General features: G+C 37.3%; 16 protein-coding genes, 1 tRNA gene and 2 pseudogenes. 8 read left to right on the top strand and 11 right to left on the bottom strand.

The genetic code is table 11. From position 1 onward, the window contains the following. Nucleotides 1-219 precede the first annotated feature (219 nt). Genes BscR1v2_RS04975 through BscR1v2_RS05000 form a run of 7 tightly spaced genes read right to left on the bottom strand, consistent with a single transcriptional unit; the run spans nt 220 to nt 3,632 of the window. On the bottom strand, nt 220-636 hold the full coding sequence (locus BscR1v2_RS04975; protein WP_236828987.1) for a hypothetical protein: 417 nt from the start codon (nt 634-636) through the stop codon (nt 220-222). Then, nucleotides 626-1,381 carry a hypothetical protein gene (locus BscR1v2_RS04980; RefSeq protein ID WP_335617874.1) on the bottom strand — a complete coding sequence of 252 codons (756 nt, stop codon included), beginning with the start codon at nt 1,379-1,381 and terminating at the stop codon, nt 626-628. Before BscR1v2_RS04980 ends, BscR1v2_RS04975 begins: the two co-directional genes overlap by 11 nt. Further along, nucleotides 1,360-1,719, bottom strand: a complete 360-nt coding sequence (locus BscR1v2_RS08505; RefSeq protein WP_335617875.1) for a DUF1376 domain-containing protein — start codon at nt 1,717-1,719, stop codon at nt 1,360-1,362. Before BscR1v2_RS08505 ends, BscR1v2_RS04980 begins: the two co-directional genes overlap by 22 nt. Nucleotides 1,720-1,729: 10 nt before the next feature. Next, nucleotides 1,730-2,035, bottom strand: a complete 306-nt coding sequence (locus BscR1v2_RS04985; RefSeq protein ID WP_078689958.1) for a DUF1376 domain-containing protein — start codon at nt 2,033-2,035, stop codon at nt 1,730-1,732. 2 nt (nt 2,036-2,037) lie between these two features. Next, the gene (locus BscR1v2_RS04990) at nt 2,038-2,505 is read right to left on the bottom strand and encodes a crossover junction endodeoxyribonuclease RuvC (RefSeq protein ID WP_078689959.1); all 468 of its coding nucleotides are present in this window, start codon (nt 2,503-2,505) and stop codon (nt 2,038-2,040) included. A gap of 4 nt (nt 2,506-2,509) precedes the next feature. Then, nucleotides 2,510-3,307 (bottom strand): hypothetical protein, encoded by a 798-nt coding sequence (locus tag BscR1v2_RS04995; protein ID WP_194284940.1) that lies wholly within the window; start codon nt 3,305-3,307, stop codon nt 2,510-2,512. 4 nt (nt 3,308-3,311) lie between these two features. After that, entirely contained in the window at nt 3,312-3,632 is a 321-nt protein-coding gene (locus BscR1v2_RS05000; protein ID WP_078689960.1) for a helix-turn-helix domain-containing protein, read from the bottom strand. A gap of 93 nt (nt 3,633-3,725) precedes the next feature. On the opposite strand from BscR1v2_RS05000, the gene BscR1v2_RS05005 reads away from it, so the two are divergent. The 7 genes and pseudogenes from BscR1v2_RS05005 to BscR1v2_RS05035 all read left to right on the top strand — a co-directional run bounded on the left by BscR1v2_RS05005 (nt 3,726) and on the right by BscR1v2_RS05035 (nt 8,362). After that, nucleotides 3,726-4,025 (top strand): helix-turn-helix domain-containing protein, encoded by a 300-nt coding sequence (locus BscR1v2_RS05005; RefSeq protein ID WP_078689961.1) that lies wholly within the window; start codon nt 3,726-3,728, stop codon nt 4,023-4,025. A gap of 211 nt (nt 4,026-4,236) precedes the next feature. Further along, nucleotides 4,237-4,593, top strand: coding sequence for a hypothetical protein (locus tag BscR1v2_RS05010; protein WP_078689962.1), 357 nt, complete (start codon nt 4,237-4,239; stop codon nt 4,591-4,593). Between the two features lie 52 nt (nt 4,594-4,645). Further along, nucleotides 4,646-5,470 (top strand): antA/AntB antirepressor family protein, encoded by an 825-nt coding sequence (locus BscR1v2_RS05015; RefSeq protein ID WP_078689963.1) that lies wholly within the window; start codon nt 4,646-4,648, stop codon nt 5,468-5,470. A gap of 82 nt (nt 5,471-5,552) precedes the next feature. Then, entirely contained in the window at nt 5,553-6,347 is a 795-nt protein-coding gene (locus BscR1v2_RS05020) for a RecT family recombinase (RefSeq protein WP_078689964.1), read from the top strand. A gap of 1 nt (nt 6,348) precedes the next feature. Next, nucleotides 6,349-6,969: a lambda exonuclease family protein gene (locus BscR1v2_RS05025; protein ID WP_078689965.1), complete on the top strand. Its 621-nt coding sequence runs from the start codon at nt 6,349-6,351 to the stop codon at nt 6,967-6,969. 128 nt (nt 6,970-7,097) lie between these two features. Then, on the top strand, nt 7,098-7,310 hold the full coding sequence (locus tag BscR1v2_RS05030) for a hypothetical protein (protein WP_010704032.1): 213 nt from the start codon (nt 7,098-7,100) through the stop codon (nt 7,308-7,310). Between the two features lie 9 nt (nt 7,311-7,319). Beyond that, nucleotides 7,320-8,362, top strand: a pseudogene (locus BscR1v2_RS05035) (tyrosine-type recombinase/integrase). An 80-nt stretch (nt 8,363-8,442) separates the two neighbouring features. Here the strand turns inward: BscR1v2_RS05035 and BscR1v2_RS05040 are convergent. After that, nucleotides 8,443-8,516: transfer RNA gene (locus tag BscR1v2_RS05040), tRNA-Ile, on the bottom strand. A 171-nt stretch (nt 8,517-8,687) separates the two neighbouring features. On the opposite strand from BscR1v2_RS05040, the gene BscR1v2_RS05045 reads away from it, so the two are divergent. Beyond that, complete coding sequence (locus BscR1v2_RS05045; RefSeq protein ID WP_078690327.1) at nt 8,688-9,428, top strand: SIMPL domain-containing protein; 741 nt, start codon at nt 8,688-8,690, stop codon at nt 9,426-9,428. 53 nt (nt 9,429-9,481) lie between these two features. Here BscR1v2_RS05045 and BscR1v2_RS05050 read toward each other — a convergent pair whose 3' ends face one another. The 3 genes and pseudogenes from BscR1v2_RS05050 to dnaG all read right to left on the bottom strand — a co-directional run bounded on the left by BscR1v2_RS05050 (nt 9,482) and on the right by dnaG (nt 14,890). Then, entirely contained in the window at nt 9,482-9,943 is a 462-nt protein-coding gene (locus tag BscR1v2_RS05050; RefSeq protein WP_078689966.1) for a YcgN family cysteine cluster protein, read from the bottom strand. Between the two features lie 667 nt (nt 9,944-10,610). Continuing rightward, nucleotides 10,611-12,613 (bottom strand): annotated as a pseudogene (gene rpoD / locus BscR1v2_RS05055) (RNA polymerase sigma factor RpoD). A 339-nt stretch (nt 12,614-12,952) separates the two neighbouring features. Then, nucleotides 12,953-14,890, bottom strand: a complete 1,938-nt coding sequence (gene dnaG / locus BscR1v2_RS05060; protein ID WP_194284941.1) for a DNA primase — start codon at nt 14,888-14,890, stop codon at nt 12,953-12,955. Nucleotides 14,891-14,907 lie beyond the last annotated feature (17 nt).

Below are 14,907 nucleotides of genomic sequence, written 5' to 3' on the forward strand. Positions count from 1 at the left end.
TCCTTAATCTTGTCAAGATTCTTTGCTAAAAGTTGTTTTATAAATTTCATAGCGATTGCCCTAATTTTCGCATCTGTTCTAATTTCCTTAAATTAGCCCCGTACAGAGCGTTTTATGTTTCAGATGTGGAATTCATTAAAAAACTTCCAAATCTTTCTCTAAGGTGCCTTTCTGTTGATTTAAACGCATATCTAATCCAAAAATGATCAGCACTTCTCTCTATTTTGCTGTCTCAAATGTTTTGCGAAGTTCTTTTTGAAAAGCTTCCAGACGTTCTGACGTTACCAATTTCTCCTGCCTCCTGCTCTCTAACTCGGGCTTTTGAAGATTTTTAAGAATACAACTAGCCCTTGTGCGAATACGGTTTTCAAGTTTTTCACAGTAATGATAAAAATCTGCTGTTGATGGCATAAAGGTCGTGTTTAACCCTTCTGCTTTTCCTTTCAAGGCATCCTTTGTAGCTGTTTGCAATACCCAGCTGCTTATGCCATCAAGAGCGTAGAAATACGCAAGTGATGTTGATTTTTCATCTGATCCCAATTGGCTTTTTAAACCACTTGAAAGGACAAGATACGCCGTCTGGATTTCTTCCTCAGTGGCTTTTTTTTCAAGCTTCTTCAAGGCATCATGGACCAATGAGGTAGCTTTCTTCGCTTCTGCAATCGATGGTTTTTGCCCCGTTTTCCAAAGGAACGGCGGTTCTTTCGTCATCCTCGAATAAAAATTTGAAAACATTATCTGAAGTTTTGATATTGGACATGTGCTGTGCAACTCGATAATTCCACCCACGTTGTTGTTTTGTTTGTTCAACGCCTGGTTTTCCATAGCTTTTTCCTTTCTTAAGATCCTCGACAGCCTTTCGTACCCAGTTACGCCATGTTGCTGGCCAATCCGTTTTGGTTGCACCTTGACCAGACTTGGCTTTCCAATAATCCCGAAATTTTGCAATCTCGATTTTAACCCGCTCTGGAGGCAATCCCTCTTGAATGGCAAAATCGTAATCAGGTTCGAAATCCTCAGGAATGCGACATCCTCGTCCATCCCTAGACCGCTTGGTTTTCTTTTCAGTGCTTTTTTGCTGTGAAACGGATGATTGGTTTTCTGATGAGGGTGTATCGTGATCCAACTGCTGCTCAACAGCATCATCGGTTGTTTCACTTTGAACCGAAACTTCAGTTGCTAAATCTTCTGAAGCATTTTCTTTTTTTGATAACACGATAGTGTTAGTTTTTTTATATATGTGATTGTGATTGTGATTGGCATCAACAAGCATAGCGTTAGCATCATGCTTAGCATTGCTTGTGCATTGATTAAGCATATCACTAGCGTTTTCATCATCACTGATTGTTAATGAATCATCTAACTTTTTTGTTTGTCCCATCTCGCCTTTGCTGCTTTGGAAGCTCTTTCTGAAAGCTTATTTAAGTGCTCACTGCAATCTTTTAACTCTTCTTCAATTTGCAAACTCCATAAACGGCCATCTTCTAAACGAACGATTTTTTGATCACGCAATAAAAAATCTAATGCCTTATTAAAAGCTTTAACCGAGCAACCCGCACTGTGTGCCAATTTACTTTGATCACAAAAAATAGGTTCACCACTTCTACGCATGTGCCATTGCAATATTACGTATGTTGCTATCTGAAATGCTTTCATTCCACTCGTATCGGCAAGGCAATCAGATGGAAAACTTCGCACCCAAGGTAATTTAGTTGACATAACTTCCCCCCTATTTTTCTGAAGGTGTATTACTGATATCAAGATCAAATGCTGATGAGGTGTGCCATAAGCTGCCATCTTCTAAACGAATGATATAGCCACGGTTCATTAAAGATTCTAATATGTTTCGAAACGTCCACTCTGAACAGCCGCACACAATTTTTAAATCAGAAGTTTTGTTTGGAATAGATCCACCAAAATCAATCATGAGCAATACCAATATTGTGTAAACAGCAGTTTCTTCTGGCTTCAAAACCATAAGCTCTTTCAAAAATTGACTAGGATAAAGTTTAACCCACGGTAATTTCGTTGCCATCACTATTTTCCCTCTCTTATTAAATATAAAATTGCCAAAGCATCTGCTTCATTATCATCTTCAGGCTCATGTCCTTTTGCACGCACAGCCTTAATCATTTCTGTTTTTGGGGCATTACCTCTGCCTGTCATTGCTTTCTTAATCGTAGCAATGGGGATACCTTGATAAGGAGTCTGATGGTGTTCACACCAAGAGGTTAAGATTGCTAACAAGCCCCCATAAACATGAGCAGCATCTGTACCAATGTGACAGCGCACTTCTTCAAAATACACTGCGTCAATATGCTCTAGTATCGCTTTGGTTTCTGTAAGCCACTGCTTGAATCTTAAATACCTCATCCCACCGCCTTCAAATCGACGTGTAGAAAAATTTACTGTTCCACTGGCTATCGTGCCGTCTTCAGAAGAAATTGCCCAACCTGTTTTCGTACCTAGATCAAGACAAAGAATGGTTAGTGAATTAAAGTCCATAACATTACTGTCTTATCTGTTGGGCATCACGTTGAGTGGAAGCACTCACATCAACCTCTGCGTCATCGACAAAATGCTTACCCGAACAGATCTTTTGAACGCCGTAAATATGAACATTGCCAGCAACTTCTGCATCACCGGAAATTTCTGTTGCGCCGTAAACACGTGCATTACCATAAACCAGTGCATTGCCGTGAACATGTGCACCAAAATAAATACATGCACGGCCATAAATTCGAGCATTACCGTTAACATATGAACTGCCGTAAACCTGAGCATCACCGTAAACACGTGCATCGCCACCAATTACTGCATTGAGGTAAACTTGAGCGTTACCATGAATCAGTGCATTGTCTTCAATCCAAGCACTGCCATAAACGCGTGCATTGCCACAAATATCTGCATTGTCAGATACTTCAGCAGAATCATAAACATAAGCATTGCCATGAATATGCGCATTGTCATAAACTACTGCATCGTCATAAACGCGTGCATTACCAGAAACTTTTGCATTGCCGTAAATACGAGCTTTATAATAAACGAGTGCATTATCGTAAACTAAAGCATCACCACGAACTACTGCATCGTTATATACTTGAGCATTATCATAAACCCAACAATCGCCCTCGTGAGAAAGATTTTCTTCTTTCTCTATAAAGCCACCCAAATCACCAGCTTTGACATTACCAAAATCTCTTAACGCTCTAATCTGATACAACGTGCAAGCATATAACCCATTAGAGTCGTAGCGTATAAACAACGTACCCTCTTCCGTAAGCTCGTATTTCTTTGCTATACTCATGTTCTTATCCACCTAATGATTGTTGTGCATCGTTTTGCTCATACCCTGCCCTGCTTACTGCACAACCATCAACAAACTCAGGTGATGGAGATGTTTCTTTTTGCTGCATTAAGTTTTGCGTTACAGCAGTGAAATTGTCTTGATACCAATCACTAGGGCTTACATAATTATTTGTAATTTTTGCTATTTTTTTTATTATCCTAGGATGAGGAAACCTCTTTCCATTCACATAACGCGCTATTGATGCTTGCGTGACACCCACAGAAACTGCAAATGCAGCATAAGTAATATTATTTTCTGATAAATATGATTTTAGCTTAAACATTTTTGTATTTATACCATATTGGAAATTTTAATGCAAGAAAATTTTACCATATTGGTATTTGAAAGATGATTTTTTTTTAATAGGATAAGAATCATGAATAATTTGAAATTCTTCAGAAAAAAAATGGGCTTAAGCTCTAAAAAATTAGCTGAACTAGTAGGAACGAGTCAGCCACAGATTTTCCGTTTAGAAAATGGACAACGAAAACTAACAAAAGAATGGGCTATACGTCTAGCACCTCACTTAGCCACTACTCCTAAGCAATTAATGTTTTCAGAACAACAAACAAATAGCTTAGACGAACAAATACAAGATATGCTCGAACATCTAAGCTATGATAAAAAAGTTAAACTTCTTGATCTTCTTTCTTCATTCTATCAAGAAAAAAAATAATAAATTGCTTTTTTTCGTCTTCTGTTAATTTTTCCCAAAGCGCTAATATTTGCGCATTAATTGATGGATTTTTATCCATTATTTCACCTTACTCCAAAAATATAAAATACAAAAATAACCATTTTGGTATTGACTAAATATTACCATTACGGTATACATATCCCCATAAAGTAAAAGAACCATTTGCCAACGCGGATTGGAGGGGATGAAAATGAATGAACAAGTTTTGATTGGTGCTGATCAGATCTTGCTGATTGTGTCTACTTATGATGAGTACGACGCTAGACCTGGACCACTGGGTGGAACTGAAATCATGAACATGGTCAACCAGATAGAAAGCGTTGTAAGCATTCTTCGTATTGATCTTACGTCAAATCGCTATGATGATATTTCAGAAGACGTTGCTGAACTTTATGTTCAAAAGTACTTAGATGATTATAGCCATTATTATTTTTTAGAGGATGCCCCATATCCTTTTATAGCTCACAGCTGGGCATACAGTGATGTCTTAGACAAGATAGAAGAACGGGAAAGTACAAATCCATTCTACAGTACTTATCGGCAATAACTCTTTTTTCTCAACACATTTGAAAATTAATCAAAACACTATGAGGTCTGTAATGAAAGCTCCTATCACCATTTGGGAACACACAATTAATCAAGAACCTGTTCAGACAGTCAATGCACGTGAATTACATGCTTTTTTAAAAATAATTTCTCCTTTTAATGATTGGATAGCTTACCGTATTAAAGAGTATGGTTTTTTAGAAAACAAAGACTTTGTGAGTTTTATTCAAATTTTAGTAAAATCAAAACAAAACACTCGTCCAAGCATGGAATATTACCTTACTTTAGAAATGGCAAAAGAACTTGCTATGATTGAACGTAATGAAAAGGGGAAACAAGCTCGTCAATACTTTATTGAGTGCGAACGAAAAACAAAACAAATGACACCTCCTCAAATTGACTATTCTGATCCTCAAGTCATATTAGGTGTTTTTACGCACTTAAAAAATGAAAGTGAACGCAAAGATCATATCATTGCTGAGTTAACCCCAAAGACAGAAGCACTTGAACGTTTAGAACGCTGTGATGATTTGTTTGATATAAATGATGCAGCAGAAAAGTTAGGCATGCGCCTTGAAGATTTAGCGAATTATTTGATCAATCATCGTTGGATTTATTGCCGTACTGATAAAAGTTTGGTGCCTTATTATAGTAAAATCAATGAAGGACTAATGGGGTATATACCAAAAACCATTCAAACCATTAGTGGAAGAAAAAAGAGCGTTCCTAGTGCAAAGATCACATCCAAAGGATTAAAACGTCTGAGTATGATGCTCCAAAAACAGATCCGCACTCAAGAAGAGATTCACGGCTTTGCTAATGCCAAAGTTGCTGACTTTAAAAGAACAGCAACAACCTTTTCTTCTCAATACATCTAAACACCACCCAAAACACACCCTCTTCAACACACGCGTGCTTCACGCCACAGGTGGGGTGTACCCAAAGTTAAGGAAAATAACAATGACATCTTCTCTCGTAGCAACAGTGGCACAAAAATATCAGTTATCAGAACAAGAGTTTCGTGAAGCAATTTTCAAAACTTGTATCAGCTGTGATATCTCTAATGCTGAGTTTTTAGTCTTTATTTATCTTGCCAATGATTATGGATTAAATCCCCTGAGAAAAGAAATATATGCCATCCCTAAAAGAGGGGGCGGTATTATACCGGTTGTCGGTTATAGGGGATGGCTCAAAATTATACATTCACATCCTAACTACAGAAAAATGAAAATTAAAGAAAACTTCGATAAAGAAGGCAATTTGTTTTCTGTTACATGCGCTATGTATTTTAAGAACGATCCAGAGCCATTTGAACTCACAGAATATTTCAAAGAATGTAAGCGAAATACAGAACCTTGGAATCAATGGCCTGTCCGCATGTTGCGTCATAAGGCACTTATACAATGCGCATGCTATGCATTCGGTTTTTCTGGTATTTACGATAAAGACGAAGCTGAACGTATTAATGAGGCTATTTACCTCAGTGAAATTAACTACACCCCCCAAAACGATAGGGTTTCTGATGATTTACTTGCGCAAATCAAAAAATTAATGGAACAAACAAAAACAGAAGAGGAAAAAGTACTCTCTTATGCAAAGATCACAAACTTTGCAGAAATGTCTCATGAGACAGGGCAAATTGTTTTAAGGCGTTTGGAAGCAAAACAACACTTACAAATGAATGAAGCACAACAAGCTTTACCTTTACCAAAACAACCAAACACACCAATTCAACAAGCTTCAATGGGGGTGTGATATGCAACAAAGAACAGCAGAATGGTTTCAAGCTCGTTTAGGTAAAGTCACAGCTTCAAATATTAGCAGCATTATCAATAAAACAGCTAAGGGCTTACCTACAAGTAAATATGAAGAGTACAAATTCCAACTCATCACAGAACGCTTAATGGGCAAAACAGTATCATCTTATGAAACGCCTGCCATGCGATGGGGAAATGAACATGAAGACAGTGCAATTGAAGAATATAGCTTTCTTTACGATACTCCTGTCACACGATGTGGTTTTATTCCTCACCCAACAATTGAAATGGCAGGCGCTAGTCCTGATGGTCTCATTGGAGATGAGGGTCTCATAGAAGTCAAATGCCCTCAACCAATAACACATACACGTTTTTTGTTAAGTGGTGAAATCAAACCGGAATATATCTTACAAATGCAATTCCAAATGGCTTGCACAGGGCGAAAATGGTGTGATTTTGTTAGCTATCATCCTTGGTTTATAGATGAATCACCTCATTTGTGTATCAAGGTTATACGCATCCCACGCGATGATGAACAGATTGAGCACATTAATAAAGCTGTTGAAGCATTTTTAGCAGAAATAGAACAAGAAATGCAAATCTTGACAAAAGCTGCTTAAACCCCATCGGGGGCGCTCTTGTATTCTCATCTCCCTCCAAAAGCGTCCCCACCCATTTTCAATCACTCTCTCACACATGCGCACTTTTCACCACAGATGAAGTGCACTCAAAATTAAGGAAATTCAACATGGCTCATCGCCACCCTACTATAACACAGCCAGCCATTGCTCGGGCTTTACGAGAGGCTAAAAAGCAAGGTTGTGAGTTAATTGAAATCAAACCAACTGGTGAGCTCTTAATTTATCTTAAACCTGACATCACCGTACCAAATACAGCTACCCATCCAGACAGATTACTAGATCTCTCAAAGGATGATTTTGATTATGACATTGGTATGTAAGGTCCTGTCATGCCTAAACCGCGGCCTCCTCACCTTGTCAAAGAAATCACGCGCCATGGTAAAACTATATGGTATGTGCGTATTGGCCATGGTCAAAGGCGTAGAGTGCATGGAGTCTATGGTACACAAGAATTTGTCGACGATTATAAAAAAGCACTTTCTGAGTTACAAGGATACAAGCTCCCTAAATCTAAACCTGGTAAACTGGTTGAAGGTAGTTTCATATGGCTTCTAAAACAATATTTTAATAGCCTCACCTGGCATAACCTAGCTCATGCTACGAAAAGACAAAAAGAACTCATTTTAATGAAAGTATCAGATGCCATAGGAGATATTCCGTACAAAGCAATTAAAAAGTCGCATATTATAGCTGGTGTTGAAAGACGCAAGGAAACACCCGCAAATGCTCGGAATTTTCTCAAAGCAGTTAATAGCCTTTTTAAATGGGCAATTGAACAAGGGCTTTTGGAAGATAATCCTGCTGCAGGGGTTAAAAGACCGTCTCTTAAAAACAAGGATGGTTTCCCTGCTTGGATAGAAGAAGATATCAATAAATATTATCAACAATGGCCTCTTGGAACACATGAACGGGTATGGGTTGATGTTCTTCTCTACACAGGCTTACGAAGGGGGATGTTGTACGCATTGGTTGGAAAGATGTAACGGATAATGTCATTCATTTAAAGACAGAAAAGAGCAAATTTCAAACAGATGTGTTTCTTCCCATTTTACCCGAATTAGCAAAAACTCTTGAAACGGGTCCCGTCGGAAATGAAACATTTATTTGTGGAAAAGGGGGCAAGAAACTAACCAAAGAAACCTTTGGGAACTTATTTAAAAATGCTTGTAATGAAGCTGGTGTAAAAAAATCAGCACATGGTTTAAGAAAATTAGCTGCTACAAGAGCTGCCAATGCAGGCGCTACCGTTGCACAACTTAAAGCAATTTTTGGGTGGACTGAAGATGATATGGCATCACTCTATACAAAGACTGCTGATAGAAAACGACTCGCCATAGAAGCAATTAAAAAACTTCAAAAAGGTGCGGGATAGGGTATAAAAAAACTTAATAGAATCAATAAGTACAAATTCCCTTACTTTTACAATAACCTATTGATTTTATTAAATAACTGTGGGCCCGGAGGGACTCGAACCCCCAACCAAGCGGTTATGAGCCGCTGGCTCTAACCAATTGAGCTACAGGCCCTACAGACTATTTTTCTCTAAACTAAAATGCTTTACGATACAAGAGACTGCTTGAATTATAATTCACTTTTTTAAGTTTCTCTCGTTTTTATTTTTCAGTACCTTAATTCTTTACAATGATTCCCGAAAATGGAAAAGTGAAAATCTATAAATGAACGGAGTGAAAATGAATATGACTCAAATAATTTTCCAGTTAAAAAATGCTAACTTAATTAAAGTTTCCATGTTAGCAGCAATAACATTACTAACCACTTCATTCTCTGTACACGCAGAAGAATGTACAATGAAAAATTCAACTATTGTAGTTACTGCAACAGGTGAAAGCCAAGCAACACCAGATATGGCAATTATCAATCTATCTATTGTTACTCACGACAAAACCGCTCAAAAAGCATTAGTGGACAATAATAAATTTATGAACAATGTTGTAGATTCTTTTAAAAAAAATAACATTCAAGAACACGACTTGCAAACATCAAATTTGTCTATTTATCAGTCTAGCTCAGATAAACAGCAAGAACAAAAAAATAGCGAAAACCTCTATGAAGTTTCCAATTCTTTAACAGTGCGTATCCGTGATCTTGCTAACGTTGGTAAAATATTTGATCAAGCAATATCTTTTGGCATTAATTCTGTCCATGGTATTACCTTTACCAATGCTGATACAAAACCTTTTTATAAAGAAGCACGTCAAAAAGCCATTGCTGAAGCTATTGAAAAAGCAGAAACTTTAGCACAAGCAGCTAATTTAAAATTGGGTAAAATCATTGAAATTAATGAAAATAATAATAGCTTTCATCCAACACAGCGCTTAAGCAGAAGTGCACAATTTGCAAACTATGCGGATACAAATTTTTCAAGCGGTGAATTAAACTATAATGTCAGTGTTACTGTAACATTTTCTATCGACTAAGTAAGATATCGTCGTTAATTCGTACATAATAAAACGATACATAAAAAATTGTATCACCGGCCCTCATATAAAATGCCGGTGATATATTGAAGATAAGCCTCGTCAGATGATAATTCATTTTCGTGAACTTCAATCTTCCCGTGTGCAGAAAATTGTGCTTGATGTACTGTTTCGCGATTTCCTGATATAAGTGGATGCCACCAATGAAGGTCTTTTCCCTCATTAATTAACCGATAAGCACAATTTTTTGGCAGCCAATGAACTTTTTTCACCGTTGCAGTATCCAATAATATACAATCCGGAACTATTGATTTACGATGAGCATAATCTTGACACTGACAAGTTTCCATATCTAAAAGACGGCAAGCAACGCTAGTTGCATAAATATAACCGGTGTTTTCATCTTCTACTTTATGCAAACAACAAAAGCCACAACCATCACAGAGACTCTCCCACTCAACAATGGACATCTCTTCTAATTTTTTAACTTTCCAAAAGGGAGCCTCTTTACTCATAAATCGACTATACTCTTTTTAAAAATAAGAAAATTTACGTAAAATAAGTACAATGTTGTCCCTGTAACACTATACATCTCTAAGCTAGCTTAATACCATCCATATTCATTCTGCCCCAAAATAATCTTCCCAAAGATTAATTCAACAAAGATAAAAGACATCTCTAGAAAAAATCTCATACAAAAAATACCTTATGAAAATATCTTATCACAAATGAACTTAAATTCAGAAACAATACCTAATTGTAATATCTATCCTACAAACTACAATTACTGACAAAAATTAAATGAATTTTTTTCTACAAACTATACACTTGTATAAGCCATTTTATAAAAAAGAGATTTTTTGTATTTACCTATGATTTGACACACTTCAACGTGAAGCATATTCAATAATCATCCCCTCTGGAGTTAACTTCACCTACATGTACAAATAATAATTTTATGACGTTATTTATTTCTTTGCAGATCATCTCCATGATTTTACACTGTCTTTTTTTCCACAAAGCGTAGTAATAAATATTTAAGTCATTATATTGCTTGAACAGTGAATTTTCTCCAATTATTCAGCATACCTCTTTTATCTTTTTTAAAAATTTTTTCCAAAAAATGACTCAGTAAACTTTTCATTACAATAAATGGTACATTTTGAAATATACTGAAAATTATTAAGAATCAAGAAAACTGCGTAATTTCCGTGAACGGCTAGGATGCTTTAACTTACGAAGCGCTTTTGCTTCAATCTGACGGATACGCTCACGTGTAACTGAAAACTGCTGACCAACTTCTTCCAACGTGTGATCAGTGTTCATCCCAATACCAAAACGCATCCGCAAAACACGTTCTTCACGCGGCGTTAGTGAAGCAAGTACGCGAGTTGTTGTATCTCGTAAATTAGCTTGAATAGCTGCATCAATCGGCAACAATGCGTTTCTATCCTCAATAAAATCACCTAAATGGGAATCATCCTCATCACCAACTGGTGTTTCAAGTGAAATAGGCTCCTTTGCAATTTTAAGCACTTTTCTCACTTTTTCTAATGGCATAGAAAGTTTGCTAGATAATTCTTCCGGTGTAGGTTCACGCCCAATTTCATGCAAAATCTGACGTGATGTACGAACAATCTTATTAATAGTTTCAATCATATGAACAGGAATACGAATGGTGCGCGCTTGATCAGCTATCGACCGCGTAATTGCTTGACGAATCCACCATGTTGCATAAGTCGAAAATTTGTATCCACGCCGGTATTCAAATTTATCGACCGCTTTCATCAAGCCGATATTGCCTTCTTGAATGAGGTCAAGAAACTGTAAACCACGATTAGTGTATCTTTTTGCAATTGAAATCACAAGGCGTAAATTGGCTTCCACCATTTCCTTTTTAGCGATTGTTGCTTCACGTTCACCTTTTTGTACCTGCGTAACAATCCGACGAAACTCCCCAATTGAGATAGCAGTTTCTTGCGCAAGACTTTGTATTTCACTGCGCAAACTCTGTATTACTTTGGCTTCACGAGTTGAAAATTCTTTCCAGCCAGATCCCGGCAAAGTTGCAATATAATTAATCCAATCTGCATCTAATTCACGACCTTGATATTCTTTTAAAAAATCTTCGTGCCCAACTCCATAGTTGTTAGCAAGTCGCTTCAATTTACCTTCACTATGAACCAACCGTTTATTGATATCATAAAGCTGTTCAACCAACGCCTCAATACGATTTTGGTTCAAAGAAAGAGACTTTACTGCTTGAACTAAATCAGCTTTCAATTGAGTGCATTTCTTTTTTGAGAAGATGAAAGAGCATCCTCTTTACAATCTGCCAAACTGCTTTCAACGTGTTGATCTTGCAGTTTTCTCAGTTTTACATACGTCTCAGCAATAAAATCTAAAGTTTCCATAACCTGAGGACACAGCTCATTTTCCATCGCTGCAAGCGATAAGTTAACTTCATCCTCCTCATCATCTTCAACCCCAATGTCTTCTGCAAGATCGTCTACATCATGCATACTAGAACATGGCATTTCCTCTTTTATTTTTTCTACTTCACTGCGTTCAATAGCAGGAGCTTGCTTGGCTTCTGGACCAGCATAAGTCATTTCAAGATCAATAATTTCACGAAGAAGGATACGCTTCTCATTTAATTCTTCACGCCATATAATTAAGGCTTGAAATGTTAAAGGGCTTTCACATAGCCCCGCAATCATCGTTTCACGCCCTGCTTCAATACGCTTGGCAATGGCAATTTCACCCTCACGTGAAAGTAATTCAACTGCTCCCATTTCACGCAAATACATACGCACCGGGTCATCAGTCCGATCTGTCGTATCACATTTCGATATTGTTGCAATTGATCGGCTGGTGGCTTCCACTAAATCACCACCTTCTATCGTAATTTCTTCCTCATAAGGTTCAGAATCGACTTCATCCTCGTCGTCTACAACATTAATCCCCATTTCAGACAGCATGGCCAATGTATCTTCAATTTGCTCAGATGTAACTGATTCAGAAGGAAGAACTGCATTCAATTCATCCATTGTCACATAACCATTTTTCTTGGCGAGTTTAATCATCTTTTTGATAGCATCATCGGAAAAATCAAGAAGAGGACTGTCCAAACTTACTTGGCCCGTTTCTGCCACGCTATCTTTTTGTTTAGCCTTTGTTGCCATACCATTAACTCCACTTGATCACTACTAGATTTCATGTGACCAGCTTTTTGCGTTTTCATTTAGCGCGTCAACAATTTCTCATATGCATTTTATCCTAGGATAAAATCCTCATTCTCAAAGACACACTTTATATACGCTTTTACCCACATAAAAACGCGGGAAAACTACAGAAGTTTCCCCGACACTTTCAGCCCTTTTGAGATAATCTCTACACTCCATAGTAAGAATCAATTTCCGCTTTTTTAAAATTCACTCGCCATTCTTCACAAAAATGCCGTCTCTTACAATAGATTTTTTTCACATTAGACTTTGGTGACTGATTCGCTTAAAAAAAGCGAATCATTTTATCTTATTTGGCTCACTCTCATCTGTTTCTTCATCAAACCAACATCCAAATCCTTCAATCAAAGCTTCTGTTGCCCGCATTTGCTCCAATTCAGTTTTCGTTTCACGCAGTAGATCAAAAACCTCATTATTAGGATTTTCCATGAGTTGTTCCTCAATATCTTGTAATCTCTTATGTAGGTGGTGTTCTCGAAGATGCAAGTAGATAGCTTGTTTTAATACAGCACGAGCATCTTCTATGGGAGCTTTAGTAAAAGTAGTACGCATACCAACGCTTTGCACAAGATTTCTCATACGTTCTAAAATAGCCTTTTGCCCTTTTTCTTCTAAAAGCTCAATCATTACTGCTTTATCATGAATCTGTTGGCTTCCTAGAATTTCCAGCATCGACTGATGAAAATTTGTTAATTCAGTATTTTTTAATTCTAACTTAGAAAGAACTTCAAAATTCTCATACCAAAGATCAGGATAATGAGCTAAAATTAGTAAAATAACTGCCTCACGCAAAGGAATAGAATGCGGCAAATTACGTACCATATTAGAATTTTCTAAGGAAGAAAAAGACTGTCCTTTAAATATTTCGTTTTTTTGGTTTTTACCATATCCTGCTGTATTCTTTTTTTGTAAAAAAGAAGGAGAAAAAAAATCAAAAAGTCGTTTCTTTATATCTTGAAAATAATAACGACGCACATCTTCATCTTTAATCGTAAAGACCTCTTGTTTAAGTCTTCGTTCCAGTGCTGCTCGTGTTTCTGGTGTTTCAAAACGTTGCCCATAAGTAGCGCGCCACCATAAAAGCTCAATCAGTGGAATTGATTTTTGCAAAAAAGAATTAAAAAGAGGAGCACCACCAGCACGAATAATTTCATCTGGATCTTCACCTTGAGGCAATAAAATAAAATGTACAGATACCCCCACTCTTAAAAGGGGTAACACACGATCAGCTACACGAAAAGCAGCTTTTAAACCAGCATCATCCCCATCAAAACAAAAAACACAATCAGGTTCTATTTGCCATAAAAGTGCAATTTGTTCCTCTGTTAATGCTGTCCCCAAAGGTGCTACCACTTTTTCAAAACCAGCCTTTGTCAAGGCAATTACATCCATATAGCCTTCAACGACAAGAATAGAACGTGCTTTTTTCTCTTCTATGGAATGATTGCTTTTGCGAGCAGAAGCTGCATTGTAAAGCATGTTTCCCTTATGAAAAAGTACCGTTTCAGGACTATTGAGATATTTCGCTCGCACGTTTTTATCTAATCCGCGCCCTCCAAAAGCCACTACACGCCCACGTAAATCTTCAATAGGAAATATGATACGATTTCTAAATCGATCGTAGGGAACTGTAACATCCTCACCCGATACAAGAAGACCACAATCTTCCATCTGCTTTACCGAAATACCGCGCATACTTAACGCTTCTTTTAAAGCTGTACGCTTTGTTGGAGCAAAACCAATCCGAAAGCGTTTTATAAGTTCTGGTGTTACACCACGCTCACCAAGATAATAACGCGCCTGTTCTCCCTCTTTATTATGTAAGCTACATTGAAAAAAATCCGTAGCCATTCCCATAACATCATAAAGACTGGCTTTTTGCATTTCACGTTCATAACTTTGTGGATCAAGAACAGGTAGTTTCATACCTGCAAGATCAGCCAAACGCTCTACAGCTTCTAAAAACTGCAATCCATCAAGTTCACAAAGAAAAGTGAAAATATTACCGCTTACACCACAACCAAAACAATAATAACAACCTTTACGATCATTACAGTGAAAACTTGGGGTTTTTTCACCATGAAATGGGCAACAAAACCAAAAATCTCCTCGTGCGGGCTTGCTTTTTTGAGGGTCAAATGTCACCCTTTGGTTAATAACCGTTGAAATTGGTAATCGGCTGCGGATCTCGTCAATGAAATCAGGTGGAAAACGCATTATATCTCACAGAGTTT

Source organism: Bartonella schoenbuchensis R1 (assembly GCF_002022685.1).
GTDB classification, from domain to species: domain Bacteria; phylum Pseudomonadota; class Alphaproteobacteria; order Rhizobiales; family Rhizobiaceae; genus Bartonella; species Bartonella schoenbuchensis.